Origin of the sequence: Halomicrobium sp. HM KBTZ05 (assembly GCF_041530035.1) — an archaeon.
In the GTDB taxonomy this organism is placed as follows: Archaea; Halobacteriota; Halobacteria; order Halobacteriales; family Haloarculaceae; genus Halomicrobium.
Map to the genome: position 1 here is coordinate 2,654,796 of NZ_CP168057.1, position 25,804 is coordinate 2,680,599.

Genomic DNA, 25,804 nt, shown 5'->3' on the forward strand with positions numbered 1-25,804 from the left:
ACAATGAGTATATTTGTGAACAGGAGAGCCCTAATCAAATCGTCCGCCGTCGCCTTCCCGTCGCTCGCTGGCTGCGCCACACTCGGTGATTCTGACGCCCCAGAGATAGGTTCGACAGTGGAGATCGAGGGAACCGACTGCGACCTCACAGAGACGCCAGCAGAAATCTCGGGCGACCGGGCAGAGATAGAGCTGGTGGGCCACGCCGAGGTGCCGGCCGGCTGCTACGTCGTCCAGGACGATGCTCACGTTCCATCGGAGGATGGGAGGTCGGTCATCGAATTAGATTTCAGCCGAGTGGACAGTGGTCCCCACTGCCTCGAATGCGAGGGCCACGTTACGTATCAGGCGTCGATAGCAGTCGAAGAGAGCGAGATCACAGAGTTACGAGTCCTCCACAACACGCCAGACGACGACACGATCTACGGGACATTCTCGATCGGAGAGTAGTACTCACTCGTCGAAATTCGGCAGTCTCAGCGACCACGGCACCGTTCAGTGCTCGACGACGGCCGCCCGGCGTACCGGCCCGAAAAATTCCGTTCCGAACCGCGAACGATTTTGTCGACTACCCAACAGTATTGGTGTGTCACTTTTTACCATAGAGTGTTGACGACGAGACGCGATGGCCGTTCACACGACTCCCCCTGACGGGTGGCACAGAGTCCGTGCGACCCATCGGGACCGCAAGTACTCGTCGGCGACGCCGGTGGTGTACGAACACGACGAGTCGGGGCGACGTGTCGAGGTCGTCCCGACGCTCGTGCGCGCACCAGGTGACGGGCAGGAGTGGCAGGTGCGAGAACTGTACAACGATCGTTCACTGGTGCTCGACAGCGCACCGGACCGAGCGGCGGCGGCCGCGATCGCCATGGAGGCGATGCGGGGCCACTAGAGTTCTTCGGCGACGGCTTCGGGGCCGAGCAGTTGCGGATCGACGACCAGATCCGTCTGTCGGCTGGCGAAGTCGGGCAGCGAGCCCTCGGCGTAGACGACGACGCGGACCTCGGGGTTGAGGTCCTTCGCGACGGCGATCGACGTCGCCTGTTCGAGATCCGTCAGCAGGTACACGTCGGCCTCGTGTACGCCCGCCTCTTCGAGTCCCGGTCGATTGCCGACCGGCGCTTCCGTGATCGTGTGGCCCTCGGCCGCGATCGCGTCGGCGATCGCACCCTCGTCCGGGCCGGCGACGACGACGTTCATTCGTACTCGATGGTCGCGGGCGGTTTGTGGGTCACGTCGTAGACGACGCGGGCGACGTTCTCGTGGGAGCCGGTGATCCGCGATTGGATGCGCTGGAGGGTCTCCCAGTCGATCTCCTGGGCGCGGGCGGTCATGCCGTCTCGCGATTCGACCGAGCGGACGGCGACGACCCAGCCGTGGACGCGGTTGTCGCCCTTGACGCCCGTGGCCTTGCCGATCACCGCTGCGAGTGCCTGCCACGGCTCGTACTCTTCGAGTTCGTCCTCGACGACGTGGTTGGCCTCGCGAGCGACTTCGAGTTTCTCCTCGGTGACCTCGCCGATGATCCGCACCGCGAGGCCGGGGCCGGGGAAGGGCATCCGCTCGGAGACGATCTCCTCCAGGTCGAGCGCGCGGGCGACCTCGCGGACCTCGTCCTTGTAGAGATCACGCATCGGCTCAACGATCCCCTCGAAGTCGACGACCTCGGGGAGTCCGCCGACGTTGTGGTGGGACTTGATCGTCCCCTCGCTCTCGATCCGGTCCGGGTAGATCGTCCCCTGGACGAGGTAGTCGGCCTCGACCTCCTTGGCGACGGTCTCGAACTCCCTGATGAACTGCTCGCCGATGATGTGGCGCTTCTCCTCGGGGTCGGTCTCGCCTTCGAGGGCGTCGAGGAAGCGGTCCGTGGCGTCGACGATCCGCAGCGAGTCCATGTAGTCGAAGGTCTCGCGGATCTCGTCGGTCTCGCCTTTGCGCATCAGTCCCGTGTCGACGTAGACCGGCGTGAGCTGGTCGCCGACGGCCTCGTAGGCCAGCGCGGCGGCCGTCGAGGAGTCGACGCCACCGGACAGCGCGATGACGGCGTTTTTCTCGCCGACGGCGTCGGCGATCTCGTCGACCTTCTCGTCGACGAACGAGTCGACGTCGACCATCAGTGGCTCACCTCCGGATCGGCGGCCGCGGTGTCGTCGAGCACTGCTTCGAGGAGCCCGACGAACGGCGGGCTGGCACGCGTCGGTCGCGAGCGGAACTCGGGGTGGAACTGTGTCCCGATGAAGTACGGGTGATCGGGCAGTTCGAGGATCTCCATACGGTTGTTGGCGCGCCCCGAGAAGGTCATCCCTTCGGACTCGATGCGCTCGATGTACTCGGGGTTGACCTCGTAGCGATGGCGGTGGCGTTCGGTACAGCTGTCGGCCCCGTACAGCTCGTGGGCCAGCGTCCCCGGTTCGATGTCGGTCTCGTGGGCCCCCAGTCGCATCGTCCCGCCCATGTCCTCGACCTCGTACTGTTCGGGGAGGATGTCGATGACCGGATGTGGCGTCTCCTCGTCCAGCTCTGCGGAGTGTGCGCCCGCCAGTCCGAGGACGTTCCGGGCGAACTCGACGACGGCCATCTGGAAGCCCAGACACAGACCCAGGAACGGCACGTCGTTCTCGCGAGCGTAGCGGATCGCCTCGACCTTGCCCGCGGTCCCGCGAGAGCCGAAGCCACCGGGGACCACGACGGCGTCGGCGTCGTGGAGTCGGTCGACGTGGTGGTCGCTCATCTCCTCGGAGTCGACCCACTCGACGTTCACGTCGACGTTCGCTTCGAGGCCGGCGTGTTTCAGCGCCTCGTGGACGGACATGTAGGCGTCTTCGAGGTCGTACTTACCGACCAGTGCCACGTCGACCTCGCCGGTCGTCTGCTGGGTGACGAGTTCGCGCCAGCGGTTCTCCCGTTGCTCGGGTGGGAGCGCCTCGTCCGCGATGTCGAGTTGCTCCATCACGTACTGGTCGAGCCCCGCCTCTTCGACCATCAGCGGGACGTGGTAGATGTCAGAGACGTCGGGGTTAGAGAACACCGCCTCGGTCGGCACGTCACAGAAGAGCGCGATCTTCTCGCGGGTGTCGATGTCGAGTTTGTCCTCCGAGCGGCCGACGAGGATGTCGGGCTGGAGCCCGATCGAGCGCAGTTCCTTCACCGAGTGCTGGGTCGGCTTGGTCTTTTGCTCGCCGTTCATCGAGTAGGGGACGAGCGTGACGTGGGTAAAGAGAATGTCGTCGTCGTCTTCCTCGTGGGCGAACTGGCGCAGGGCTTCGAGGTAGGGCATCCCCTCGATGTCCCCGACGGTGCCCCCGACCTCGATGATACACACGTCGTTGCCCTTCGCAGCCTCTCGAATCCGGCGCTTGATGTCGTCGGTGATGTGGGGGATGATCTGGACCGTCTTGCCGAGATAGTCGCCGGCCCGCTCTTTCTCGATGACGTGCTGGTAGGTCTTGCCGGTCGTGATGTTGTGGTCGAAGGTCATGTCGATGTCGAGGAACCGCTCGTAGTTCCCCAGGTCGAGGTCGACCTCCCCACCGTCTTTGAGCACGTACACCTCGCCGTGCTGGAAGGGGTTCATCGTCCCGGCGTCGACGTTGAGGTACGGGTCGATCTTGACCGCGGTCACGTCGAAGCCCGCGTTTTTCAGCAGTCGGCCGGTACTGGCGGCGGTGATCCCCTTGCCCAGCCCGGACATCACGCCTCCCGTTACGAAAATGAACTTCCGACCCAGTTCCGGGTCGTAGTCAGTCTCAGGTTCCGTCGGCATACCGACGGTGGACTCCGTGGCGTCAAAACCATTTCGGGATGGCGAGACCGGCCTGTGGTCGGGCGCGAAGCGGCGAGCGGCGTGGTTAGCGAACCCGAACCACACCCCCAGACGTGCGGCCGTCGGGCCGAGCGGCCCCACGGAACGGGCCAGCGTCGTCCGCGGGAACCGCCGACCACCGCGTCGCGATCACCGCGTCACGAACTGGGCGACCAGCGAGCCCACACGCTCGCCCTGCCCCACGAAGTGGTGGTCCGCCGGCAGCCCTTCGACAGCGGCCCCGCGCTCGCGGGCAGCGTCGACCACCGGCCGCCAGTCGGCGGTGTCGTCGCGCTCGCCGTAGCACACCTGGAGCGGGCAGTCGATGTCGCCGACGGCCGGCGGGGTCTCCGTGCCGTCGTCCAGTCGTGCCGGCGGTGCGAGCACCGAGACGGCGGCGGGCTGTGGGTCGGCCTCGGCCGCCGCGAGCAACGCGACGCCAGCGCCGAAGCTGTAGCCAAAGAGCGCGACCGAGTCGAACCGCTCGCGGCCCCACTCCAGCGTCGCGAGACAATCACGGCGCTCGCCGCGGCCCTCGTCCCACGGCCCGTAGTCGAAGCGCAGACACGCCACGCCTCGCTCGCCGACCGCGTCGCCGACCGCCTGCAAGCGCCGGTCGCTACGAGAGCCGCCCATCTGTGGGTGGGGCGGACACGCGACGACGACGCGGTCCGCTCCCGGGTCGTCGAGGACGGCCCGCACGTCACGCCCACCTGGAATCGGAATACGTTCCACATTGTACCTCAGGGCAGATGGATGTAAGAATTTTAAGGCGCGGCCCCCGAAGACGGGGTATGGGAATCCTCTCGCGCGCATCGTACGTCATCCGGTCGAAACTGAACGCCGTCCTCAACAGCGCCGAGGACCCGAACGAGACGCTCGACTACTCCTACGAGCAACTGCGGGACGAACTCCAGGACGTGAAGGAAGGGATCGCCGACCTGACCACCCAGAAAAAGCGCCTGGAGATCCAGAAACGCAGACTCGAAGAGAACGTCGAGAACCACAACGAACAGGCCCGGCAAGCGATCGAGCAGGATCGCGAGGATCTGGCCCGGAAGGCCCTCGAAAAGAAAAAGCAGAAGATGAGCCAGATCGAGGAGCTCGACAGCCAGATCCAGCAACTCCAGAGCCAGCAGGAGGGGCTCGTCGAACAGAAAGACCAGCTCCAGCAGCGCATCGAGCAGTTCAAGACCAAGAAAGAGACGATGAAGGCACGCTACGAGGCCGCCGAGGCCTCCAAGCGAGTCAACGAGGCGATGACGGGAGCCGGCGACGAGATGAAAGACGTGGGACGTGCGATCGAGCGCGCGGAGGAACGCACCGAGAAGATGGAGGCCCGCTCCCAGGCGATGGACGAACTCCAAGACGAGGGCGTCTTCGAGGACGCGCTCAGCGACAAAGACCAGCTCGACCGCGAACTCGAAGAGGTCCAGTCGAAAGGCGAGGTCGACGCCGAACTCGACACGCTGAAAGCCGAGATGGGCAAAGGCGACGCCGACGAGACGACCGACGAGAGCGCAGACGCCGAGGTCACGACCGACGACCTCGAAGCCGAGCTGGCGGGCAACGGCGAGGCCGACGTGGAGACGCCCGAGGTCTCCGACAGCGAAGTCGAGAGCGAGCTCGAAGACCTCAAAGAGGACGAACAGTCCTAATACTGCCGGCTGTCACTTCGTGACGAGCTTCGCCGCCCCGGGGTGGCGAAATCGGTCACAGATGTACAGCCGGTCGTATAAGCAGTTTGCGAGCGCCAACCACCGGATCGCCGTCTCGTCTGTCGCCCCGATCGGTGCTATAAGGGCGTGGCCTTCGAACGGGCAGCTATGCCAACTGCCGACAGTGATGTCGGTGCCGGGACGATGCGAGAACGGGCCGACGAGAGCCGGTGGAAGCTCTGGCTGTTGCTCGGCGCGGATCGGCGCGTGGTGGCGGCACTCGCGCTCCTGTCGGTCTTCCTCGCGCTCGTGGGACTGAGTCAGGTCGTCGGGACCGACCTGCGGGCGGCCATCGGTAGCTCGGACCCGGTCGAGACGCTGTTCCAGGGGTTGCTGACGGCGATCATCACCGGCGTCACGCTCGTCGTGACGCTCTCTCAGCTGGTGCTGTCACAGGAACTCGGAGCGCTGGGGGACCAACGGGAACGGATGGACGGTGCCATGTCGTTCCGGCGGTCGGTCGAGTCGGTCATCGACAGCGACGTGAGTCCGCCGGATCCGGCGAGCTTTCTCCGATCGCTCGTCGCGGCAGTCGGTCGCCAGGCCGCGACACTACAGACGGCAGCCGAGGGAAGCGGCGACGAGCGACTGCGTTCGTTCGCCGACGACCTCGTCGCGGACGCCGACGCCGTCGGTGACGACCTCGAAGACACCCAGTTCGGTACCTTCGAGGTCGTGTTCGCCGCACTGAACTTCAACTACGCGAGCAAGATCTACGAGGCACGCCGGCTGAGGGCGGCCGACGGGACCGGCGACGACGCGGCCGAGACGCTCGACGACCTCGTCGAGACGCTGACGCTCTTCGGGCCGGCCCGCGAGCACGTCAAGACGCTGTACTTTCAGTGGGAACTGATCGAGCTCTCGCGGGCGATCGCGTACGCCGCCGTCCCGGCGCTGATCGTCTCGGCCGGCATGATCCTCTACGGCGGACAGACGGCCGTCGTGCAGGGAGGCGTCCTCGGCGTCGACAGCGTCGTCTGGCTGGTCAGCGCCGCGACGACGGTCGCGCTGGTCCCGTTCGTCCTCCTGCTGGCCTACATCCTGCGGATCGTCACCGTCGCGAAGCGGACGCTGTCGATCGGTCCGCTCGTCCTCAGAGACACCGTCCACTCCGGGGGCGACGAAAACGGAGACGCGTGACTACACGAGGTACGTGACGGCAGTGCGCTTCTGCTCGACCTCGCGTTCGAGGTGCTGCTTGAAGTCGGCCAGTTCGAGGTCTTTCTCCTCGCGTTCCTTGCGGTCCCGGACGGAGATCGTGCCAGCCGCTTCCTCGTCGTCGCCGATGACCATCATGTAGGGCACCTTGTCGTCGTGGGCGACCTGGATCTTCTTGCCGACCGTCCACGAGCGGTCCTCGATCTCGACGCGGAAGTCGTCGAGTGCCGCCGCGATCTCCTCGCAGTAGTCGATGTTGTCGTCCGACACGGGGAGGATGCGGACCTGCTCGGGCGCGAGCCACGGCGGGAACTTCCCGTTGTAGTGCTCGATGAGCACCATGAAGAACCGCTCGTAGCTGCCATAGAGCGCGCGGTGGATCATCACCGGGCGGTGGTCCTCGTTGTCCTCGCCCGTGTACGTCAGGTCGAACCGGTCGGGCATGTTGAAGTCCAGCTGGACGGTCGGGCCGTCCCAGTGGCGACCCAGCGCGTCCTCGAAGGCGAAGTCGATCTTCGGGCCGTAGAACGCGCCGTCGCCCTCCTCGACGACGTAGTCGATGCCCTCTTGCTCTAACACCGCTTCGAGCTGGGACTCTGCCTTCTCCCAGATCTCGTCGCTGCCGGTGGACTTCTCGGGGCGGGTCGCGAACTGGACGGTGTAGTCGAGCGAGAACGTGTCCAGGATGTCGAGGATGATGTCCATGATCGACAGGACCTCCGCCTCGATCTGGTCGGGTCGGACGAACAGGTGGCCGTCGTCGATCGTGAACGACCACGTCCGCGAGAGTCCCGACAGTTCGCCGCGCTGCTCCTTGCGATAGACCTTCCCGTCCTCGAAGTAGCGGATCGGCAGGTCGCGATAGGACCAGGACTGCTGGTCGAAGATCGTCGCGTGGCCCGGACAGTTCATCGGCTTGAGGCCGTACTCCTCGTCGTTGACGTCCAGCAGGAACATGTCGTCGACGTAGTTGTCGTAGTGGCCCGACTTCTTCCACAGCTCGGTGCGGAAGACGTGGGGCGTCTCGACCTCGTCGTAGCCGGCCTCACGGTTCAGTTCGGCGACGTAGTCGGAAAGCTCGTTGAGGACCGTCTTCCCGTTGGGCTCGTACAGCGGGAGTCCCGGACCCGTCGTCTCGTCGATGGAGAACAGGTCCATCTCCTGGCCGATCTTGCGGTGGTCGCGTTCCTTGGCCTTCTGGCGGCGCTCCATGTACTCGTCGAGTTCCTCTTCGGTCGGGAACGCGGTGCCGTACACCCGCGTGAGGGTGTCGTTGTCCTCGTCGCCGCGCCAGTACGAGGCCGACATCTCCAGCAGCGCGAAGCCGCCGATCTCGCCGGTCGACTCGACGTGGGGGCCCTGACAGAGATCGTAGAACTCGCCCTGTTCGTAGAAGGAGACGGGGTCCTCGCCCGCTGCTTCGGTCTCCAGAATCTCCTGCTTGTACTCGTTGTCCTCGTAGCGATCGAGCGCCTCTTCGCGGTCGAGCATGACGCGTTCGATGTCGAGGTCCTCCGCGATGATCTCGTGGGCCTCGTCCTCGATGTCTTCGAGGTCGTCCTCGTCGAGGTCGACGCCGGTCACGTCGTAGTAGAAGCCGTCGTCGGTCCACGGTCCCAGTGTCAGCTCCGCCTCCGGGTACAGTCGCTGGAGCGCCTGTGCGAAGACGTGTGCCGCCGAGTGGCGAAGCACGTCGACGTACTCGTCGGCCCCGTCTGTGACGATTTCGAGCGCTGCGTCGTCGGGCAGCGGGGTGTGTTTGTCGACGAGCTCACCGTCGACGACGCCGGCGACCGTGTCCGAGCCGAGACCCGGGCCGATCTCGTAGGCGGCGTCCTCGACGGTGGCCCCGGCCTCGAGTTCGAGGGGGGAGCCATCCGGTAGCGTGACCGTGACCGTGCTCATGGACGGCACAAAACGACACGGTGGGATAAGTGTATTGAGACGGAGCGGCCGGCCTGTTCGTCGGCTGCGTGGGCAGTGAATCGTCACGGGGGACGCCACGACGGGACCACACATATTGGGGAGGCCGACGAAGGGGCGAACGATGGAGACGTACGACGACATTTTGCTGCCGACAGACGGAAGCAAGGGCACCGAAGACACCGTTGGCCACGCGCTCACGCTGGCCCGGAACCACGACGCGACGCTGCACGTCCTGTACGTGGTCGACCGTCGGCGCTTCCTCGCGGCCGACAAGGAGACCCAGGACGACGTTATCGAGGCGCTGCGCGAACAGGGCGAGGTCGCGATCGACGACGTGACAGTCACCGCCGAGGACGCCGGGGTGACGGTCGAGACCGCGATGGAGGAGGGGATTCCCCACAAGACGATTCAGAAGTACGCGACGGACAACGACATCGACGTGGTCACGATGGGGACCCACGGCCAGACGGGTCGTGATCGGGTCGCCACGCTGGGCAGCGTCACCGAACGCGTCTTGAAGGGCGTCGACGTGCCGGTACTGGTCGTCAACATCGAGTGACCGGTTTCGCCACCCCCAGGTGCCGGACCGTCACGAAGTGACAGCCAACAGTACGGGTCGATATCGACCGGTGAATGGAGAACAAGCTTAATGTTTCCCCCTCGGTAAGTTCCTGTTACCAACCGTATATTTCGGTGGTGACTGGTGGTGGACAGGCGAACGCTCACGCGTCGCGGTGCGCTGGCCCTCATGGGGAGCGGTGGCGCTCTCCTCGCGGGACAGACGCTCGGGCTGACGAAGTCCACGGCGAATCGACAGGCGTCCGTCGACGTCGTTTCCGACGCCGACGCGTTACTGGGTATCGAGGGTACGTCGGGATGTGGTGGCGGGTTCTCGCTGACGAACAACGGCCAGGACCAGTTCGTCGTCGAAATCGAGACCGACGCTATCGACGTGTTGCATCCGCGAACGGAACGGCGGCGCAAGCGCGTCCAGTTCCCGCTGCCGCCGGGGCCCGGCAACACCGTCGACGTGCAGTTCGCTCCGGCCAGTGGCACCGCCGACGAGGTGCGAATTAGCGCGACGGGACCAGGCACGGAAATCGATCTGACGCGACGGGTGACGACGCCACCGCTCAGTGAAGGACAGTACCGGCTCTCACCGGTCCACTCTGGTCTGTATTTGGGGTACGACTCTGGCTGGTGGGGAGATGGCAGAGTCGAGCAAGTCGGGTACTCGATTTCGTGGATACTTACCCCGACCGACGACGGCTGTGCGTACACGATAGAGCACTATTGGCGTGACGGCGTTATCGCGCCGGAGAACCGCGACAGCAGCGGGTCTCCACTGATACTCGAATCGCCAGACGGAACGGAATACCAGCGCTGGAACGTCGTGCCGATACCGAACGCACCAGATCGGTATCGGATCGAAAACCAGGGGAGCGGATACGTCATCGACATCGATGGCGGTGATACTGAATCGGGCGCGGCGGCGATCCAGTGGCCCTGGAAGGGATCGAATCCGAGCGTCAAAAATCAGTTCTGGAAGATAGCGCAGGTGTGACACCGGAGACGGCGTGGCGGCTCAGTTGTCGTCGTCTCCTGTCGGGTCGTCTTCGCCGACGGCGTCGGTCGCCCCGTTCGAGCCGTCGCCCACCGAATCCGTCGAGTCGATCGTCGGGGCTCGGGGCTCGTAGCAGTACCGCACCCGATCGACGAGCACCACGAACCGGCCGTCGTCGCCGTCCTCGATCACGCGACGATCGCTGTCGATCGCCACGTCGACCAGATCCGCCAGCGAGTCGACGGTGACGACGCGCTCGTCGTCGTCCGGTTCGGGGACGCGCCCGACCGAGATCCACTCGTCGAAGCGGTCGCGCGTCCGTTCGGTCTGCAAGGCGGCCACCGTTTCGGGTGGGACGGCCAGCCGACCGCGACGGTCGGCGAAGACCAGTCCCGCCGCGGCGAGCAGCGAGAGGACCGCGAAGGCCGCGCCGCCGTAGATCCGGGCAGTGTTCTTCTCGACGGGGACGGAGACAGTCTCGGTCCGAACCGGTTCCTCCTGTCGTCCGGTCGTGTTCGCCGCGACCGCGTACGTGGCGGTACCGGGCCGGATCGTCAGTCGCTCGGTCCGGCTCCGTTCCAGTTGCTCCCCGTCGACGGTGGTCGTCACCCGCGTCGTGACGAGGACGAACAGCTCGATGCGCCCTGGCGTCCCGCCGAGTTCGCGCTCGATCTCTCTGGTCTCGTTGCGCTGCTGGGAGACGTTCACTCGAAAGCTCGTACGTGCGCTCTCGCCGGGTGCGACCGTCGTCTCCTTCGAGGCCAGCGAGTCGGTGACGCGCCAGAACTCGGTCCGGTCGTCGCCGGTTCCGCCGATCGAGCGTTTGATCAGTCGCACGTCCGTCGCGACGGTCGCCGCCTCGGGAGCGCCCTCGTGCCGGAAGCGGTGCTCGCCGGCCAGTGCCGGCGTCACGCGGAACAGGTACGCCGATCGGTTCCGGAGGACCGTGCCCGCCTCGAAGGCCCGCGTCGAGCGCTCGACGGTGGCCTGGTGGGCGAACGAGCTGTCGGTCGTCCACGAGGCGGTGACGCGTTGCTCGGTCGTCGTATCGGGCGCACTGTACTCGGCGTAAGCGACGAACCCACCGGCCCCGGCCAGCACCAGGCAGACGACCACCGCGACCGCGAGGTGCTGTGCGAGCAGGTGGCGCGAACGCAGTACCCACGCCGAATCGTCGCCCGTTCCCATTGCACGCTACTGTCTGGGCCACTACCAAAGACGTGACGGTCGGAACGGCGATCGTATTCGGGGCCGTCCGGTCGACCGCCATATCACATCGCCAACAGTGATCCGACGCCGTCGTACTGAGGGTGTGGCAACGACAAACACGCAATAGACCGTATGAATCGTCCGATATTTCCGTTTCGGGACGCGATAGACGCACAAGTTATTTATGAGTGGGCAAACATGTTATGGTAACCACCTTGGTGGGTGGTCGAGTGAATCATGAATCGACGGAACCTACTCATCGGCATTGGCACAGCAGCAGTTGGAAGCGGCGCAGTCCTGGGCAGCGGTGCCCTGACACAGGTCCAGGCGGACCGAACGGTCGAAGTCACCACCGTCGGTGACGCGAACGGTCTGATCGGTCTCGAAGGGGACGGCACCTACGTCACGAACGACAACACCGACACGCTGACCATCAACATCGGTGAAGCACTCGGTACGAATACTGGTGGTAGTGCAGAGGGACTGAACGACGACGCGACGACGATCATCGACTCCGTCGTCACGATCACGAACAACTCCACGACCGACGTGGACATCCAGCTGAACGGACCCTCGGGCAGTACTCCCAGTGACAGCGCGACGATCGGCATCGGTACCGTCGGCGATCTCGACGCGATCGTGACTTTCGAACTCGATAGCGCACAGAACCCACTGACGGGCGGATCCGGGGGCTCCAGCGGAGACTCGCTCGACCTCAAAGCGACCGTCAAGGCTGGCAAAGAAGTGCCGGACTCCCCCGACACCGACGGAAACGGATCGCTCGTGATCGTCGCGAACGAGAACTAAGCTCGGTCTCTCGTCAGACAGCCAGACGATAAGGCCGTAGCGACTGCCCAGCCGACGGCAAAACGAACTCGACGAATGGTAAGGTAACGAGATGGACACTCATCGGTCGCTGTTCCTCGCACTCCTGGTAGTCGGTGCTTTCGCCATCGCCACGACCACTGGTGCGTTCACGACCGGTGACGAGGCCGTCCGTGGCGTCTACCTCGATCCCGCCGACACGGCCAACGGAGAGCAGTACGCCGAGATCGGACCGGACGGGCAGCTTCGCGTCGAGATATCGAACCTGAATCCGGACTCGCGGACCGTCGTCGACGACGTGTTCGTCCTCGGCACCGATCTGGCGGAGGCCAGCGTCTGGATCGAAGACGACCGTTCCGCCGTCGACTTTTACCGGATGGACACCGGCGCGTCCGTCGAAGACGAGACCGATCCGGTGACGCTCACCGACGGCGAGTCCGTACGCATCGGGTTCGCCGTCGAGAGTGGGACCCCCGGCATCGTCATGGAGTCGATCACGCTCCGGGGAGAGATCCCAGACGAGACCAGCGAGGGCGGTACCGGCGGCGGAACGGGCGGCGGCGACACCGGCGGCGGAACGGGTGGTGGCGACACCGGCGGCGGAACGGGTGGTGGCGACACCGGCGGCGGCGACACCGGCGGACCGCCAGCCGCGACCGAGACGCCGACCGATACTCCGACACCCACCGAGACCCCTGGCGACAACGCGACCGACACCGCGAAGACGACCGACACCGCGGGCAGCGGCACAGGCGGCGGCACGGGCGGCGGCTCGACGGGTGGCTCGACCGGCGGCGGCACGACGGGCGACACCGCGACGCCGACGGCGTCGACGGACGACGGCACCGCCACTCCCGGAACCGCGACGCCCACGCCGACCCAGACCGAGGTCGGTGGCGGCGGCCAGCCGACAGACGCGTCGACGGCGGGGATCGAGGTGGTCGATCTGACGACCACCCCCGAGTCGCCGACCGTCGGCGAGACGGTCACAGTGACGGCGACCGTCGAGAACCGCGGGACCGACACCGCGACGAGGACGATCGAGATTCGCGGCGGTGGCGGCGCGATCGCGTCCGAGACGGTCACGCTCGAGCCGGGCGAACGGACGACCGTCAGCGGCACAGTCACCTTCGACGCGCCGGGGTCCTACGAGATTCAGGGCCAGAACGAGTCGGTGACCGTCACGGTCGGCGAGCAGAGTCAGTCGCCACTGGAGATCGGTGGCTTCGCCCCGGCGCTGCTCGGCGGGCTGGTCCTGCTCGCCGCCGGTCTGGTACTGTTCGTCCTGTGGCGGTCCGACGACGCCGACTTCGTGGTCGTCCTCGCCGACGAGAGCCCGCCGACGCTGGAACTCGTCGGCGACGGGTCCGCCACGGTCAGCGAGACCGACGACGAGCGCACGATCCTCGGCTACGACGTGCCCGACGGCGAGACCGTGACGCTCGATCCCGCGTTTACGATCAGAAACACCGCAGCCAGCGCCGCGAGCGTGCGAGTCGTCGCCGTCGACGAGGAGGGTGCGCCGGTCACGGACGGTGTGACCGTCCAGAGCACCGACGGCGACGACGTGACCGAGTTCCCCGACGACGATACGTCGCCCAACGCGATTCCGGCCGGTGGTTCCCTCGCCGTCCGGCTGGTGCTCGAAGCCGACGCCGTCGAGGCGATCGCGACCCTCCGCGTCGAGACGGTCGACTCTGGGACCGAGTCCAGTTTTCAGCGCTGATATTTCGGTGAGAACGCTCAAGCGTGAGACGGGCGCATCTCCGGTCGAGCGCGTTATGAGCAATCGGAGCCCCGTCGAGAGGTCTGATCGGATCACGCCACGCTGGAGTGGCTTCCACCCGACCGACATCGCGGTTCTGTTTTCAGTCCCGATACTGCTGGGACTGGTCTTTCTCCTGCCGCTGTCGACGCGGCAGTCGCTGGTCTTCGAGTATACGGACCCGACGTTGCTGACGGCGGCGACCGCGCCGTTCGTCCACCTCAGTGCGTCCCACCTCGCGGTCAACGTCGTGGGATACTTCCTCGTCGTCCCGGTGGCGTACCTGCTCAGCGTCGCGAGCGGGCGTCGGAGTCGCTTTTTCGCGGCCTTCTTCACGTTCGTCCTGGTGTTCCCGGTCTTGCTGTCGTACCTCAATCTGGCGGTCGTTCGCCCGGCCGCCGGCACCGGCTTCTCGGGAGTGACGATGGCCTTCGTCGGCTACCTCCCGCTGGCACTGGCAGACTACCTCGAAGCCCACGCCGACGTGGGACCCAGTGAGACGGTCGCGCCGACTCTCTTCTTCCTGGGTATCGCACTCGTCGCGGGGCTGAGCGTCCAGTCGGTCCAGCAAGATCGGGCGACGGTGTGGCTGGGCACTGCCGGACTAATCTTGACCGCGATTCTGGCGGCGCTGCTGTACTGGCTCTCGGCACCGGATCGTGTGACTGATGTCGTCCGGAAGCTCCGGGGGATCTCCTACCGGCCGGGCAGCGCCGAGCTACTGGGCTTTTCCGGCGTCGTCTTCGTCTCGTTTTTCTTCGTCGCCTTCCCGCCGACGGCGGCGACGGGGGCGACCGTGGTCAACGTCTACGTTCACCTGCTGGGGTACGCGCTGGGGTTCATCGCGACGTACACGACCGTCGAGGTCGGGGCCCAGTTGCCGGGCGAGGAAACACCGATCTGACGGGTAGTGTTCAGATTAGCTGATTCCATGCGAAGCTGAATGATCTGAGCCAGTCGTCAGCTGTGTCTGGATCGACGTGGCTAAAACAGTTTGAGAACGAAGAGGTTCGTCTTTTCGCTTCTCGAAAGACACGTTCGACGCTATTCCGATTTCCATGCTTTTGGTATTTGAAATCGAGACCGTGACGTGAACACGCGTCTTTCAACGGAGTCGCACCATCAACGAGAAACACGGCATCGTCGACGTTGTGTTTCTCGTGCAGTTCGGCAAAGAACGTAAGCAATAGCGTTTGTACGCGTCGGTTCAAGCTTTGTGTGTAGTAATTCGTTTGACTCTGGATCGACGGCGGCGTACAGCCAATATTGTTCATGGTCGATTCGGATCACGGTCTCGTCGACCGCAACGTGATCCGGAGATTGACCAGATTCTGGCTGTAGCTCGGCCTTGTGAACCCAATTATGAACAGTGGATCGAGAACGTTCGACACCAAATATCTCAAGAACCGAAACAGTATTCGAAAGCGATAATCCAGCAAGATGCAACTGAATACTGAATTTCATCAGAAATCGTGGTGTCGCTTCTCGTTCAACAAACTCTAAGTCGATCTCGTCTAAATTCCCGATGAGGCGGCCGTTTTCGGGCATGAATCACTTTGAAAACGGACCGCCTCACTTTTCATCCTTATCTGAACACCACCATCTGACGGCCGAGAACGCTTTTGTCGCTCGGGCGTCTACGTCGCCCCGTGTCAGTTCGCGCGACCGTCGGGACCGTGCTCGAAGTGGCCGCGATCGTCGCCGTCGCGGCACTGGTGCTCGGGGCGATCCTCGGCCAGCCGATCCTGTTTTCGTACGTCGAGACTGGGAGCATGGAGCCGACGATCGACACCGGCGACGGCTTCGTCGCGGTGCCGTCGGTGCTCGCCGGCAGCGTCGACGAAGGCGACGTCGTCGTCTACGAGGCCCGAGAGCTCCAGGGCGGTGGACTGACCACCCACCGCGTCGTCGGCGAGACCGACGAGGGGTACATCACGAAGGGCGACGCCAACCCCTTTACCGACCAGGACGGTCCCGAACCGCCGGTGACCGACGACCAGATCGTCGCCCACGCACTCCAGATCGACGGCACGGTCGTCGTCATCCCGGCGCTCGGCGTGGGGGTCGGTGCGGTCCAGGAGGGCGTCCTCGCGCTACAGTCCAGTTTCGCACAGCTCGTCGGATTCGGCGACTCGCTGGACCGGCAGGGTTCGGGCGTCGTCCTCTTTGCGGTGGGGTTCGTGCTGTTCGCCCTCACGCTCGTGGTGGACGACGACCGCAAGCGCAGCACCGAGCGGTCGCGCGACCGGCCCGGACTGCTGAACGCGCGGACCGCGACGATACTGCTGGTGCTCGCAGTGCTGGTCCCGGCCAACGCCGCCATGCTCGTGGGCAACGGCACGCAGGAGCTGGTCGTCGACGGCGACACCGTCGCCCAGAGCCCGGACATCGTCCCCGGCGACGACGCGACCTGGGAGATCGGTGTCGACAACTACGGACTGGTCCCGATCGTGCTCGTGTTCGAGGGCGAGAGTGCCGGCACCAGCGTCCTCGACGAGCAACTGACCGTAGGGCCCGGACAGGCCGCGACGCTGTCGGTGTCGGCGACCGCACCCGAGCCGGGCGAGCAGACCGTCCTGTCGGTGACGGAGTATCGCTATCTCCACGTGCTGCCCGCCCCGGTCGTCGCCGCGCTCCACGAGCGACACCCGCTGCTCGCACTCGCCGCGGTCAACGCCGTGCTGGTGGGCGTCACGACGCTCGTGGTGAGTCGCGTCGTCGGGTTCCGGACCGTCAGGGTCCGTGAGGGCGGGAACGCGTCACTGGGAACCAGAGTCCGCCGTCGTTTGGACTGATACGGACGGTTGTAGCGATGTCCCGGTGAGCGCTAGACGGGGGAGATACTCACCGGTACGCAACGACAATGTTCCGTATGACCGGTGGGAGAGCGATTCCGACCGACGGCCGTCTGTGGTGCGGTTCGCGACTCCAGCCGACGGCACGACCTCTCTGTTCATCTCGACGCCCGAGATAGAAGTGCCAGACCGTTGCGTGAGCCGCCCGTAGCCGCGTCGGGTACTCGCCTCCGTCCCGTCTGTGAACTGTCTCGGGATCGAGTCCCGTGGCACTCGGCCTGCACCGCCTGTAGACGTACGCCCGTACTGTTACCGATTGTCTTCCTTCCCTTCCAGTTAGTACGTACTTTTAAATTAGTTCTCCGAGTAGCGAGCCGACACTGAACGATGTGTTCCCGCCCAACGGACCCTCCAGAAGGTGGCCCCGCAGTTTCGGTCTCGTCGCTCACAAAGACCTATACGGGTGAGAGTGGTCGTGTCACGGCCGTAGATGACGTTTCGTTCGATATCGGAGCTGGGCACATTGTCGGGCTGCTCGGCCCGAACGGCGCTGGCAAAACGACGACCGTCAAAACGATCCTCGGACTCGTCACACCCACGAGTGGTACGATCTCCATTCACGGAGTCCCCGTACACGAAGCCCGTTCACGCGCGTACAACTACGTGAGTGCCGTCCTCGAAGGCGCACGCAACGTCTATTGGCGGCTGAGCGTTCGTGAAAACCTCGCGTTTTTCGCCGGCCTCCACGGCATCGCTCCACAGACACGTGTCGACAGACACGAGGCAATTATCGACACGCTCGGACTCACCAGAAAGGCGGACGAGCCGGCCAAAAATCTCTCTCGTGGCATGAAGCAGAAAGTCGCCCTCGGCTGTACGCTCGCCCGCGAAACACCCGTCCTCTTCCTCGACGAACCGATGCTCGGCCTCGATGTGGAAACGACCCGCGACCTCCAGACCGAATTACGACGCCTCGCTAGGGAGGAAGACAGGACAATCGTAATCACGAGTCACGACATGGACATCATCGAAGCCGTTTGCGACCGCGTGATCGTTCTCAGTGACGGCGACATCGTCGCTGACGATTCAGTCGATAGCTTGCTCGATGTCTTTCGGGCCCAATCATACCACGTCAAACTCGCTGGGAGACCGCAAGCACAGCTCCGAGAGCAACTCGAAACCCGCTTCCAGCTGCACGACTGGGAGACCGACACCGACTCCGTGGCGTTCGAAATCGCGCTCGCGGGCAGCGAGGAGTTCTACGAGTGTGTCGAAGTACTGCGGACGGCAGACGCGACGGTCAGATCGTTCACCGAAATCGAGCCCGATCTGGAAGACATCTTCGTCGATCTGACGACACCTGCATCGCCGTCACGAGGGGAGGGAGAGTCGTGAATCGCCATCTCGTCCTGTTTCGAGCGATCGCGAGCAAATCACTGACGCTCTCGCGTCGCTATCTCGTGAACACGGTGGTGGGGTTCGTGACCCTCTACGTATTTTTCGCGCTCATTTTCTTCGGCGGGCAGTTTGTGGCAGAAGATGTGATTTCCCGGTCGGTGGAATCGCTCGTCGTCGGGTATCTCCTCTTTACGATGGCGGTGTCGGCATATGCCGATCTCACGCACGACCTAACTGATGAGGCGCAGTGGGGAACTCTGGAGCAGTTGTCGATGTCTCCGTTCGGCTTCACAGCGGTTGTCACGATGAAGACCGTGGTCAACCTCCTTGGAACGTTCGTCACCGGCGTCGTCCTCCTGCTGGTGATGATGGTGACGACGGAGACGTGGTTTTCCATTGCACCGCTCTCAGCCGTCGTACTGGGCGTATTGACGCTGATCCCGGTGGTCGGCCTCGGGTTCGTCTTCGGAGGAGCGGCGCTCGTCTACAAGCAGATCGAGAAGGTGTTTCCGCTGATTCAGCTCTCGTTTGCGGGGCTGATCGCCCTGCCGGTCCAGGAGTACGCACTGTTGAAACTCCTCCCGCTATCGCTGGGCAGTGACTTATTGCAACGGACGACGACGGCTGGCCTCCACGTGTGGGAACTGCCGGCGTTCGACCTCGGACTGCTGGTCGGCCAGTCGGGTGTTTACCTGGCAATTGGACTGCTAGTATTCCGAGTGGGGACGGCAAAGGCACGCAAGCGAGGCGTTCTCGGGCACTACTAGACGGGGCGGTGGCAGTAGTCCAGCGTGATGACGAGTGAAATCCCCCTCCACAGAGAGCAGCGAGAGGTGGGAGGCACCGGCGTCTTCGGACGACAGCGAGTCACCGAGCGGTCGAGCACTGCGAGGGCGCTCCGTCCAGTTTTGCTCTCTCATCTGACCACCGCGTGAGCGCCAGCCCGTAGCTATATGTCTCGCTGGGGCGACGTTGTGCTGAATGCCAGTCCAGACACCCACACCGTGGGATCGCCAGCTCGGCGCTGCGGGAGACGGTACATGACCGCCACACCCGGCACGAACGTCCTCACGCTGGCACCGTCGCTCAGTGCGGCCAGAGACCGGCAGTGTACGCAGCTGCTGAACGTCGGTCCGCCCGCGACGCTGGACGTGTTACAGATCACCTACTCGGACTCGGCGGGCGATCGCGTCGATGCGTGGCTGTCGGCCCACGAGGAACTGCCGGCGCGGCTGGGAATCGTCGACGTCGCCGACCGAGCCGGCATGGGCGGCGGGGGTGAGGAGCTGCCCGCGAGCGTCGCCGTGACCACGGCCAACCCCAACGACATCACCGGACTGGGGATGGAGCTGAACAACTACCTGAACGATCTGGATACGGACTGCCAGCTCGTGGTCTGCTTCGACTCGCTGACCGAACTGCTGCAGTTTACCGACGTGCAAGCGGCCTTCAAGTTCCTGCACATGTTCACCGGGCAGCTCCGCAGCGTCGACGCCGTCGCTCACTTCCACCTCGATCCCAACGCCGTAGACGACCAGACCGTCCACCGGCTCAAGCCCGTCTTCGACGACGCGGTCCGGGCGAACTGATACTCCCGGCCGTACATCTGTGACCGATTTCGCCACCCCGGAGTGGCGAAGCTCGTCACGGAGTTACAGCCGGCAGTGTGAGCGAGGGGCGTCGTCGCGTGTCGGTGGGCGTCTCACCCGTCGCCGACGGCCGTATAGTTCGACCGACACTTTTTGCCGACTGCCACCCTACACTGTGTATGGACAGTCGCGAGTACTCGTTCGAAGGGGAGACGCCGACGATCAACGGCTACGTACACGTCAGCAGCGACGCGACCGTCGTCGGCGACGTGCGGATCGAGGCCAACGCGAACGTCTGGCCCGGCGTCGTCCTCCGGGGAGACGTGGGGCCGGTCGAGGTGGGGCGAGAGAGCGCCATCGGCGACAACGCCACGCTCCACGCCTCGACGGTCGGCGAGAACGTGATGGTCGGACACGGGGCCGTGCTCAACGACGCGACCGTCGAGGACGGCGCGCTCGTCGGGTTCAACTCGACGGTCAGCGAGGCGACGATCGGCTCCGGCTCCATCGTCGCGATGGGGACGGTCGTGCCGCCGGGATACGACGTGCCCCCGGACTCGTTCGTCCGTGGGAGCCCCGCCTCCGTGACGCCGCTGTCCGAGACGACCATCGATCCCGAAGCCGTGTTCGAAGCCTTCTCGTCGGGCGACTACGCCAACCTCGCGGCCCGCCACGAGGAGCTGTTCGAGTAGCGCGGGGCGGTCGGGAAGAGCACGAATCGGTCCGACGGCGAGTCCACGAGTCGTTCACCGTCGCGAGCCCGGTGTCTCGGCACTCTGACCGGACCAAAGAGACACAACACTAATTCCCCCGGTCGCGCATACCACTGCCATGGACGACGTGGTCGACCTGGTTGGACGGTCGCTGTCGGGGGAGAGCGACGCGGAGTTTCGTGAACGGATCGCCGAGCAGGCCGACCAACTGCGCGACGCGATCGAGGCGGGCACCTTCGACAACGAGGACTTCGCAGTCGGACTCGAAGTCGAGGTGTACGCGATCGACGCCGAGCCGGAACCCGCCACGGACGACGACGGCGAGGACGAACCCGACGAGGCGACACTCGACGCCGACCTGAGTGGTGGCAGCGTCGGTGATCTGGGTTCACTCGAACCGGCGGGCGAGGACGCTGTCGACGATTCGTTCGAATCCGACGGGGACGACGAGGCCGACGAGCCTTATATGGACCCCGACGACTGGGAGGGGCGACTCGCCGAGCTCCCGGAGTCGATCTTCGGGACCGCTGCGGCCAAGGAACTGGGCGTCCACAACGCGGAGATCAACACCGATCCCGACGTGCTCGGTCCGACCGGGCTGGCGGTCCAGACGACCTCGATCGAGATGCGCATCAAGAAGGCCCGCGACGCGGCCCGCGAGGCCAACCGCGAACTCGTGCTGGACGCGATGTGGACGATCCCGCCAGCGGCGGGGAGCGTGTCGTACCTCTCGGACGTCGAGGAACGCGACGGGTTCGTCTTCGCCGAGAACATGCGACAGGACCCACGCTACGTGGCGCTGGACAACGAGGCGCTGGGCCACGCTGGGGGCGAGATCGACTTCTCGGTGCCCGGCGCGAGTCACTCGTTCCCGACGATCCTCTTCGAGTCGCTGACCGCCTCGATCCAGCCACACCTCCAGATCCCCGACAGCGACGCGTTCCCGGCCTACTACAACGCGGCGATCCGGACGCTGGGGCCGATGGTCGCGCTGACGGCGAACTCGCCGCTCCTGCCAGCGGACATGTACGACGCGGTCGAGGACCCGCGGGCGCTGCTGGAAGACACCCACCACGAGCTCCGGATCGCCGCCTTCGAGCAGTCGGTCAACACCAGCGAGAACCCCAAGGTACGAGTCCCCAGCGACATCGAGACGACGACCGAGGTCGTCGACCGCGTCGTCGAGGACGACCTGTTCGCCCCGTTCCTCCGGGAGTGGATCGAGGACGGCACTCGGAGCGGACTCCACGACACCTACTGGGAATTCGACCACAAGCGGGGGACCTACTGGCGGTGGCTGCGCTGCGTGATCGGGGGCGATCCCGTCGACGGAGCCGGTGACGAGCGGTCCCTGCGCATCGAGTACCGGCCGATCCCCACCCAGCCGACGGTCGCTGACACGATCGCCGTCCAGGTCCTGACGGCCGGCCTGCTCCGCGGGCTGGTCGTCGCCGACCATCCGCTCGCGGAACTCCCCTGGCAGGACGCAGAAGCGAGCTTCTACAGCGCCGCCCGCGAGGGACCGGACGCCGACCTCGCCTGGGTGACCGCCGACGGCCAGCGCACGACCGACCACGACGCGATCTACGACGAGGTGTTCGAATACGCCCGGCGGGGGCTGGCGAGTCAGGACGTGCCCGAGAGCCAGATCGACGAGATGCTGGCACCGATCGAGCGACGACGGGCACTCGGGACCACGCCGAGCCAGTGGAAGCTCGACCGGGTCGGCGAGTACCTCTCGGAACACGACCTGCCCGACGCGATCTGTGAGGCTCAGCGCGACTACTACGAGCTGAGCCGCGAGCACGACACGTTCGCCGACTGGCTGTGAGGTCGAGCGACACTGTTTGCCGTCTGCCGACGGCGTCCGTTTCACGGATCGACGGCCCGGCCGCTCGTACTCAGCACCGACGAGCGCCGGTCCCCCGCGTGACGCTCTCGAGGTCTGCGCGTCCGCCATCGAGGGGAACGCCAGTGTACGGGTCCGTCGACAGGAGGGCCGCTCCGTCGAGGTCCGCGTACTCGACGAGCGGCGCGAGGTGCCAGGCCGGCGCAATCGACGCGTTCGATTCGAGCATACAGCCGAGCAGCACGTCGAGCCCGTGTGCGTGTGCGGCGTGGATCTGTTCGACTGCGGGACGGACGCCGCCACACTTCATCAGTTTCACCGTCACGAGGTCGCAGGCGTCGGCCACGCGTGGCACGTCCGGGGCGGCGACACAGCTCTCGTCGGCACAGACCGGCAGCGACGTGGCGCTGGCGACCCGTGCCAGACCGTCCAGATCGTCGGCCGCTACTGGCTGTTCGAGGAACTGCACGTCACGCCGGGACAGCCAGTCGGCCTGCTCGATAGCGTCTGCGGGGCTCCACGCGCAGTTGGCGTCGACTCGCAGCGTCGCGTCGGGTGCGCCGCGCCGGACCGCTCGAATGCGACTCCGGTCGTCGTCGGTCCCGACCTTCACTTTCAGCGTGTCGTACCCGGCCTCGACCGCGCGCTCGGCGCGCTCGGCCATCGTCTCGGGATCGGCGATGGCGACCGTGTACGAGGTTCGGGGGGCCGCCGCCGGATCGAGCCCCCACTGCCGATAGCAGGGGACGCCGAGGTCCCGCGCCGCCAGGTCCGCGAGCGCCGTCGAGACGGTCGCCCGGACCGCGGCGGCGTCGGGAAGCCGGGTCGCGAGCGTGTTCGCGACGCGCTGGCTCGCGTGGGGATCGTCCCACGCTTCGACGACCGGCCGGAGGTCTTCGAGGGCCTCACAGACCGAGTCCGCCGTCTCGCCGTAGTACTCGCTGGGCGCTGCCCCACCGACGCCGGTAGTGCCTTCGTGTGTTATTTCGACCGTCACGACGGCTGCGGTGGTCGTCGTGCCACGCGCGATCCCGAACGGATCGTCTGTCGGCAGCTCGTGGCGCTGGAACGAGAGCCTCACGTCACCACCGCCAGGAGGTCCTCGTCGACGCCGAACCGGACGGGATCCGTCGCGGGAACGCCCAGCTCGTCGGCGTACGTCGAGACAGCCCGATCGGCGGCCTCGGGGTGCAACGACTGCGTGTTGAGCGTGCCGGCGACGACGGGCGCGTCCGCGACCGGGGCAGCGACCGACTCGTAGAGGCTGGCGTACTCCGCGACCGGCGGAATCGCGGTGTCCTCGTACCCGTTGACCGCGGTCCGGCCCGCGACGTGACAGAGCACGAGCCGGTCCGGTCGTGCGCCGTGGAGGATGCTCGTCGTCACGCCGGAGTACGCGGGGTGTGCCAGTGCCCCCTGGCCCTCGACGATCAATAGGTCGTGGTCCTCGGCCGCCGCCTCGACGAGTCGCTCGACGGCACCGGCGGCGAAGTCGGCGATCACTCGGTCGACGACGATCCCCCACCCTTCGATCAGGACGCCGGTCTGTCCGGTCGGGACGACTGCGGCGTCGATCCCCCGTGCTCTGGCGGCGTCGCGAAGCTCGTAGCTGGCGGTCATCTTCCCCGACGAGCAGTCGGTGCCGACGGTCAGCACCACGTCGGCGTCGACCGCCCCGGCGGTCCCGTCGGCGACCGACAGGTCGTCGGGCGGGTCGCGCAGATCCCGGAGTTCGCAGTCGTACTGTTCGGCCAGCGTCGAAAACTCCGGGTCGTCGGCCAGAAATGTGTGGAGCCCGGCGATCACGTCACAGCCGCGTTCGATCGCCGTCCGAACGTCCGGCCGCCACGACTCGACGAACCCGCCGCCGATCGGTGCGATCCCGATCACCAGCGCGTCGACTGCCGGCACGTCGTCCATGCTCTCGACGATCGGCGCGTCCTGTCCGTCGGCCACGTGGTCGTTCACGCGGTCGCCAGCGGTGTCGCGGTCGATCACCGCCCGCACGTTCTGGTCGCCGTAGCGCAACACGCCAACGGCCGTCTTCGCCCGGCCGGGGAACTGTCCGTGAGCGAGCAGTGCGATGTCCATAGGTCGAACCTCGCACGCCCACCGAGTAAAACCTCGCCCGGCCGCCGACAGTCACAGCACCCGCAGCTGGACGCGCCAGAACTCGTGGACGGCGTCCGCGAGCGCCGCCTCGGGCTCGCCCGTCGCGTCGACGGGCTGGGTCGCGTCGGCTCGGTCGGCGAACTTCGGGAGCAGGCTGCGCTCGCCGACGACGTAGAGCCGCTCGGCGTCGCGCTCCTCGATGGCGGCCAGACAGCGGTCGACGTGGGAGTCGATCTGGGCGTCCCGGAGGCGTTCGAAACGCGCCTGCGAGAAGCCGCCCTTCGAGTGCTGGCTCTTGAGTTCGGAGTCGAAGCCGTGGAAGGCGATCCGCTTCCGACCGTCGTACTCGCCGAGTGCGAACAGGTCGGAGCGCACGAGCGCGACCGCGTACTCGCCCGTTGGCTCGAACCACGTGCGATCGATCGCGAACCCGTCGCGCCACTCGGCGAACGGTTCGGGCGAGACGGGCGTCGAGAGGGTCGTCGCGACGAGGCCCGCGTCGTCGACGACGAGCAGGCACGGAGCGGCCCGTCGGACGAGCGGGGCGTCGTCGCCGACCGCGTCCCGGACGGCGGCGGGGAGGTCGTGTTCGTCGGCGACGTAGGCGGTCAGTGCCCCCTCCGGCCCGGTCTCGACGGAGTCGAGTCGATCGAGGACGCCCTCCAGTCGCTCGCCCGAGAGGGTCTCTTCCCGGCGGAACTCGCCGCGTCCGGACTGGCCTTGCTGGCGCTGGACGCGATCTTCGAGTTCGGTCACGCGGTCTTCGAGTCGGTTGACGCGCTCCTGTGCGGCCTGGCGGTCGCTGACGGCGTCGGCACGGCGGTCCTGCTCGGCGTCGAGTTGGCGCTGGAGGTGGCGTTTCTCCTCCTCTAGCTCCTCGATGCGCGCTTTCAGCGATCGACGGCCGAACAGCTCTTCGAGCATCGACTGAGACCGGAACGGCCTGACGTATAAACGTTCACACCGCGTCCAGCGTTCACAACGCGGTCCCGGTCATCGAGAGGAGCTGTCGGGCTCGGTCGGCCTTCGCGAGCAGGACCTCCTGGAGCGTCGGTGGATTGGCCACGTCGACCTCGGCGAGTACGTCTTCCGGCACGGCGAGCGTGTCGGCTGGCACCGCATCGTCGCCCTCGACCGCGAGGTGACGGGTGCCGAGCTTGACGACGAGCGGACGGTCTGTCCGCTCTAGGCCCTCACCGTCCGTGTACAGCTGTCGGTTGACCTGCTCGTGTTGCTCGCGGCACATGGCCGGCGAGCCGTCCGCGCTGGGCTCGACGTACAGTCGCCCCAGATAGTAGCCACGGGAGAATCGTTCGAACATACAGTACGTTTCGTGGTATGTGATACCATGATATAAACCCTCGCCGTGAACGGTATC

General features: G+C 65.7%; 25 protein-coding genes and 1 pseudogene. 15 read left to right on the forward strand and 11 right to left on the reverse strand.

All coding sequences use genetic code 11. The features are described from left to right. Positions 1-15: 15 nt before the first annotated feature. Both ACAH01_RS13775 and ACAH01_RS13780 read left to right on the forward strand, forming a co-directional pair. A complete protein-coding gene (locus tag ACAH01_RS13775; RefSeq protein ID WP_170093531.1) occupies positions 16-450 on the forward strand; it encodes a hypothetical protein in 435 nt (144 codons plus the stop codon). A 175-nt stretch (positions 451-625) separates the two neighbouring features. Beyond that, positions 626-895 carry a hypothetical protein gene (locus ACAH01_RS13780; RefSeq protein WP_170093530.1) on the forward strand — a complete coding sequence of 90 codons (270 nt, stop codon included), beginning with the start codon at positions 626-628 and terminating at the stop codon, positions 893-895. On the opposite strand, the gene ACAH01_RS13785 is transcribed toward ACAH01_RS13780, so the two are convergent. The 4 genes from ACAH01_RS13785 to ACAH01_RS13800 all read right to left on the reverse strand — a co-directional run bounded on the left by ACAH01_RS13785 (position 892) and on the right by ACAH01_RS13800 (position 4,540). Then, positions 892-1,203, reverse strand: coding sequence for a CTP synthetase (locus tag ACAH01_RS13785; RefSeq protein ID WP_372479581.1), 312 nt, complete (start codon positions 1,201-1,203; stop codon positions 892-894). The genes ACAH01_RS13780 and ACAH01_RS13785 overlap by 4 nt on opposite strands. Then, positions 1,200-2,117 (reverse strand): glutamine-hydrolyzing GMP synthase, encoded by a 918-nt coding sequence (gene guaA, locus ACAH01_RS13790; RefSeq protein WP_372479582.1) that lies wholly within the window; start codon positions 2,115-2,117, stop codon positions 1,200-1,202. Before guaA ends, ACAH01_RS13785 begins: the two co-directional genes overlap by 4 nt. Continuing rightward, positions 2,117-3,766, reverse strand: a complete 1,650-nt coding sequence (locus ACAH01_RS13795; RefSeq protein WP_170093527.1) for a glutamine hydrolyzing CTP synthase — start codon at positions 3,764-3,766, stop codon at positions 2,117-2,119. Before ACAH01_RS13795 ends, guaA begins: the two co-directional genes overlap by 1 nt. A 189-nt stretch (positions 3,767-3,955) precedes the next feature. After that, positions 3,956-4,540 (reverse strand): alpha/beta hydrolase, encoded by a 585-nt coding sequence (locus ACAH01_RS13800; RefSeq protein WP_372479583.1) that lies wholly within the window; start codon positions 4,538-4,540, stop codon positions 3,956-3,958. Between the two features lie 59 nt (positions 4,541-4,599). Here ACAH01_RS13800 and ACAH01_RS13805 point away from each other — a divergent pair, with 59 nt between their 5' ends. Next, positions 4,600-5,463 carry a PspA/IM30 family protein gene (locus tag ACAH01_RS13805; protein ID WP_170093525.1) on the forward strand — a complete coding sequence of 288 codons (864 nt, stop codon included), beginning with the start codon at positions 4,600-4,602 and terminating at the stop codon, positions 5,461-5,463. Positions 5,464-5,631: 168 nt separating this feature from the next. Further along, positions 5,632-6,663, forward strand: a complete 1,032-nt coding sequence (locus ACAH01_RS13810) for a hypothetical protein (protein ID WP_372479584.1) — start codon at positions 5,632-5,634, stop codon at positions 6,661-6,663. On the opposite strand, the gene thrS is transcribed toward ACAH01_RS13810, so the two are convergent. Further along, positions 6,664-8,586: a threonine--tRNA ligase gene (gene thrS / locus ACAH01_RS13815; RefSeq protein ID WP_372479585.1), complete on the reverse strand. Its 1,923-nt coding sequence runs from the start codon at positions 8,584-8,586 to the stop codon at positions 6,664-6,666. 142 nt (positions 8,587-8,728) lie between these two features. Here thrS and ACAH01_RS13820 point away from each other — a divergent pair, with 142 nt between their 5' ends. Then, a complete protein-coding gene (locus ACAH01_RS13820) occupies positions 8,729-9,166 on the forward strand; it encodes a universal stress protein (RefSeq protein ID WP_372479586.1) in 438 nt (145 codons plus the stop codon). Positions 9,167-9,313: 147 nt separating this feature from the next. Beyond that, complete coding sequence (locus ACAH01_RS13825; protein ID WP_372479587.1) at positions 9,314-10,171, forward strand: RICIN domain-containing protein; 858 nt, start codon at positions 9,314-9,316, stop codon at positions 10,169-10,171. A gap of 21 nt (positions 10,172-10,192) precedes the next feature. Here the strand turns inward: ACAH01_RS13825 and ACAH01_RS13830 are convergent, their stop codons facing one another. Beyond that, the gene (locus tag ACAH01_RS13830) at positions 10,193-11,359 is read right to left on the reverse strand and encodes a DUF5305 domain-containing protein (protein ID WP_372479588.1); all 1,167 of its coding nucleotides are present in this window, start codon (positions 11,357-11,359) and stop codon (positions 10,193-10,195) included. A gap of 258 nt (positions 11,360-11,617) precedes the next feature. Here ACAH01_RS13830 and ACAH01_RS13835 point away from each other — a divergent pair, with 258 nt between their 5' ends. The 3 genes from ACAH01_RS13835 (at position 11,618) to ACAH01_RS13845 (ending at position 14,874) form a co-directional block, all read left to right on the forward strand. Further along, positions 11,618-12,187, forward strand: a complete 570-nt coding sequence (locus ACAH01_RS13835) for a hypothetical protein (protein WP_372479589.1) — start codon at positions 11,618-11,620, stop codon at positions 12,185-12,187. A 91-nt stretch (positions 12,188-12,278) separates the two neighbouring features. Beyond that, positions 12,279-13,931 carry a CARDB domain-containing protein gene (locus ACAH01_RS13840; RefSeq protein WP_372479590.1) on the forward strand — a complete coding sequence of 551 codons (1,653 nt, stop codon included), beginning with the start codon at positions 12,279-12,281 and terminating at the stop codon, positions 13,929-13,931. 55 nt (positions 13,932-13,986) lie between these two features. Continuing rightward, the gene (locus ACAH01_RS13845) at positions 13,987-14,874 is read left to right on the forward strand and encodes a hypothetical protein (protein WP_372479591.1); all 888 of its coding nucleotides are present in this window, start codon (positions 13,987-13,989) and stop codon (positions 14,872-14,874) included. 10 nt (positions 14,875-14,884) lie between these two features. On the opposite strand, the pseudogene ACAH01_RS13850 reads toward ACAH01_RS13845, so the two are convergent. Continuing rightward, positions 14,885-15,518, reverse strand: a pseudogene (locus ACAH01_RS13850) (IS6 family transposase). A gap of 101 nt (positions 15,519-15,619) precedes the next feature. Here ACAH01_RS13850 and ACAH01_RS13855 point away from each other — a divergent pair. The 6 genes from ACAH01_RS13855 (at position 15,620) to ACAH01_RS13880 (ending at position 22,296) form a co-directional block, all read left to right on the forward strand. Beyond that, positions 15,620-16,765 carry a signal peptidase I gene (locus tag ACAH01_RS13855; RefSeq protein ID WP_208628373.1) on the forward strand — a complete coding sequence of 382 codons (1,146 nt, stop codon included), beginning with the start codon at positions 15,620-15,622 and terminating at the stop codon, positions 16,763-16,765. A 387-nt stretch (positions 16,766-17,152) separates the two neighbouring features. Next, complete coding sequence (locus tag ACAH01_RS13860; protein ID WP_372479592.1) at positions 17,153-18,160, forward strand: ABC transporter ATP-binding protein; 1,008 nt, start codon at positions 17,153-17,155, stop codon at positions 18,158-18,160. Beyond that, positions 18,157-18,930 carry an ABC transporter permease gene (locus tag ACAH01_RS13865; RefSeq protein WP_372479593.1) on the forward strand — a complete coding sequence of 258 codons (774 nt, stop codon included), beginning with the start codon at positions 18,157-18,159 and terminating at the stop codon, positions 18,928-18,930. The genes ACAH01_RS13860 and ACAH01_RS13865 overlap by 4 nt, the downstream gene beginning before the upstream one ends. A 273-nt stretch (positions 18,931-19,203) precedes the next feature. Next, the gene (locus ACAH01_RS13870; protein WP_170093514.1) at positions 19,204-19,752 is read left to right on the forward strand and encodes a hypothetical protein; all 549 of its coding nucleotides are present in this window, start codon (positions 19,204-19,206) and stop codon (positions 19,750-19,752) included. 179 nt (positions 19,753-19,931) lie between these two features. After that, positions 19,932-20,444, forward strand: coding sequence for a gamma carbonic anhydrase family protein (locus tag ACAH01_RS13875; protein ID WP_372479594.1), 513 nt, complete (start codon positions 19,932-19,934; stop codon positions 20,442-20,444). A gap of 139 nt (positions 20,445-20,583) precedes the next feature. Next, positions 20,584-22,296 (forward strand): hypothetical protein, encoded by a 1,713-nt coding sequence (locus ACAH01_RS13880; protein WP_372479595.1) that lies wholly within the window; start codon positions 20,584-20,586, stop codon positions 22,294-22,296. Positions 22,297-22,366: 70 nt separating this feature from the next. On the opposite strand, the gene ACAH01_RS13885 is transcribed toward ACAH01_RS13880, so the two are convergent. The 4 genes from ACAH01_RS13885 to ACAH01_RS13900 are packed head-to-tail and all read right to left on the reverse strand — an operon-like array spanning position 22,367 to position 25,747. Next, positions 22,367-23,395 (reverse strand): dipeptide epimerase, encoded by a 1,029-nt coding sequence (locus ACAH01_RS13885; RefSeq protein ID WP_372479596.1) that lies wholly within the window; start codon positions 23,393-23,395, stop codon positions 22,367-22,369. Further along, positions 23,392-24,405, reverse strand: coding sequence for a DUF1611 domain-containing protein (locus ACAH01_RS13890; protein WP_372479597.1), 1,014 nt, complete (start codon positions 24,403-24,405; stop codon positions 23,392-23,394). The genes ACAH01_RS13885 and ACAH01_RS13890 overlap by 4 nt, the downstream gene beginning before the upstream one ends. 51 nt (positions 24,406-24,456) lie before the next feature. Then, positions 24,457-25,350 carry a Vms1/Ankzf1 family peptidyl-tRNA hydrolase gene (locus ACAH01_RS13895; protein WP_372479598.1) on the reverse strand — a complete coding sequence of 298 codons (894 nt, stop codon included), beginning with the start codon at positions 25,348-25,350 and terminating at the stop codon, positions 24,457-24,459. A 52-nt stretch (positions 25,351-25,402) separates the two neighbouring features. Then, positions 25,403-25,747, reverse strand: a complete 345-nt coding sequence (locus ACAH01_RS13900) for a DUF5802 family protein (RefSeq protein WP_170093509.1) — start codon at positions 25,745-25,747, stop codon at positions 25,403-25,405. Positions 25,748-25,804: the final 57 nt, after the last annotated feature.

Excerpts from the sequence above, each read along its gene's own strand:
- ACAH01_RS13780 (WP_170093530.1), top strand. The coding sequence starts at position 626 with ATGGCCGTTCACACGACTCCCCCTGACGGGTGGCACAGAGTCCGTGCG.
- ACAH01_RS13785 (WP_372479581.1), bottom strand. The coding sequence starts at position 1,203 with ATGAACGTCGTCGTCGCCGGCCCGGACGAGGGTGCGATCGCCGACGCG.
- guaA (WP_372479582.1), bottom strand. The coding sequence starts at position 2,117 with ATGGTCGACGTCGACTCGTTCGTCGACGAGAAGGTCGACGAGATCGCC.
- ACAH01_RS13795 (WP_170093527.1), bottom strand. The coding sequence starts at position 3,766 with ATGCCGACGGAACCTGAGACTGACTACGACCCGGAACTGGGTCGGAAG.
- ACAH01_RS13805 (WP_170093525.1), top strand. The coding sequence starts at position 4,600 with ATGGGAATCCTCTCGCGCGCATCGTACGTCATCCGGTCGAAACTGAAC.
- ACAH01_RS13810 (WP_372479584.1), top strand. The coding sequence starts at position 5,632 with ATGCCAACTGCCGACAGTGATGTCGGTGCCGGGACGATGCGAGAACGG.
- thrS (WP_372479585.1), bottom strand. The coding sequence starts at position 8,586 with ATGAGCACGGTCACGGTCACGCTACCGGATGGCTCCCCCCTCGAACTC.
- ACAH01_RS13820 (WP_372479586.1), top strand. The coding sequence starts at position 8,729 with ATGGAGACGTACGACGACATTTTGCTGCCGACAGACGGAAGCAAGGGC.
- ACAH01_RS13830 (WP_372479588.1), bottom strand. The coding sequence starts at position 11,359 with ATGGGAACGGGCGACGATTCGGCGTGGGTACTGCGTTCGCGCCACCTG.
- ACAH01_RS13835 (WP_372479589.1), top strand. The coding sequence starts at position 11,618 with ATGAATCGACGGAACCTACTCATCGGCATTGGCACAGCAGCAGTTGGA.
- ACAH01_RS13840 (WP_372479590.1), top strand. The coding sequence starts at position 12,279 with ATGGACACTCATCGGTCGCTGTTCCTCGCACTCCTGGTAGTCGGTGCT.
- ACAH01_RS13845 (WP_372479591.1), top strand. The coding sequence starts at position 13,987 with ATGAGCAATCGGAGCCCCGTCGAGAGGTCTGATCGGATCACGCCACGC.
- ACAH01_RS13860 (WP_372479592.1), top strand. The coding sequence starts at position 17,153 with ATGTGTTCCCGCCCAACGGACCCTCCAGAAGGTGGCCCCGCAGTTTCG.
- ACAH01_RS13870 (WP_170093514.1), top strand. The coding sequence starts at position 19,204 with ATGACCGCCACACCCGGCACGAACGTCCTCACGCTGGCACCGTCGCTC.
- ACAH01_RS13875 (WP_372479594.1), top strand. The coding sequence starts at position 19,932 with ATGGACAGTCGCGAGTACTCGTTCGAAGGGGAGACGCCGACGATCAAC.
- ACAH01_RS13880 (WP_372479595.1), top strand. The coding sequence starts at position 20,584 with ATGGACGACGTGGTCGACCTGGTTGGACGGTCGCTGTCGGGGGAGAGC.
- ACAH01_RS13890 (WP_372479597.1), bottom strand. The coding sequence starts at position 24,405 with ATGGACATCGCACTGCTCGCTCACGGACAGTTCCCCGGCCGGGCGAAG.
- ACAH01_RS13895 (WP_372479598.1), bottom strand. The coding sequence starts at position 25,350 with ATGCTCGAAGAGCTGTTCGGCCGTCGATCGCTGAAAGCGCGCATCGAG.
- ACAH01_RS13900 (WP_170093509.1), bottom strand. The coding sequence starts at position 25,747 with ATGTTCGAACGATTCTCCCGTGGCTACTATCTGGGGCGACTGTACGTC.